The sequence below is a fragment of the Nocardia jiangxiensis NBRC 101359 genome (genome assembly GCF_000308615.1).
Lineage (GTDB): Bacteria > Actinomycetota > Actinomycetes > Mycobacteriales > Mycobacteriaceae > Nocardia > Nocardia jiangxiensis.
The window spans coordinates 1-746 of sequence record NZ_BAGB01000004.1; the positions used below are offsets into that span (position 1 = coordinate 1).

1 protein-coding gene is annotated in these 746 nt (G+C 64.6%); it reads right to left on the reverse strand.

Annotation, left to right across the window (positions count from 1 at the left end):
- Window positions 1–16: 16 nt before the first annotated feature.
- Window positions 17–715 (reverse strand): DUF8020 domain-containing protein, encoded by a 699-nt coding sequence (locus ON40_RS01220; protein ID WP_040817430.1) that lies wholly within the window; start codon window positions 713–715, stop codon window positions 17–19.
- Window positions 716–746 lie beyond the last annotated feature (31 nt).

Below are 746 nucleotides of genomic sequence, written 5' to 3' on the forward strand. Positions count from 1 at the left end.
CTGTTCGTTGTTTGTGTTATTTGGTGGAGAGGGAGGGTTGGTTGATGGTGGTGAAGTATTGGACTGCGGCGAGGATGGCGACGGGCGCGGTGACGAGGATTTGGCCGGCGACGGTGCCCAGGAAGCCGACGGCAGCGATACCGGCGAGGCAGCCGACCGCGGCACCGCCGAGAGCTCCGAACATGGCGGTCAGCGCACCGGTGACCGCGCCGAGGGTGACACCTCCGAGAAGGCAGCCGATCGCGCCGCCGCTGAGACCGCCGACCAGGGTACCGATGGTGGCGCCCATGCTGATCGTGCTGGCCAACCGGGCCCACGCGGCCTGTTCGCGGTCGTAGTCGGACTTCCACGGCGCGGTGTTCTCGAAGGGCAGGGCAACAGGCCGGTATGTGGCGTGCGCCAGGTCGAACAGTGGGGTCAGAGTAGCGACGCGGTCGTGTATGACGGCAGCGATCGGGAAGACGAAATCGTCGACGCGGAAGGACAAATCGGCGCCAGCCAGCACGGCGCCGTCATCGGCCTTGATCTTGAACACCCCATTGTCGAGCACCATGGACCCGGCATCGGTGCGGATGACAGTGCTGGACTGGGAGTTCGTCGCGGTGTAGTAGACACCCCCACCCCCAGCGGGAGGCTCGGCGTGCACCACACCCGTCGTGACACCGAGCGCAGCAGTCACACACAGGGCATGCGCAGCAAACCTGTTGACCTTCATAGGGATTCACCTTTCATCAGGAAACAAGGAA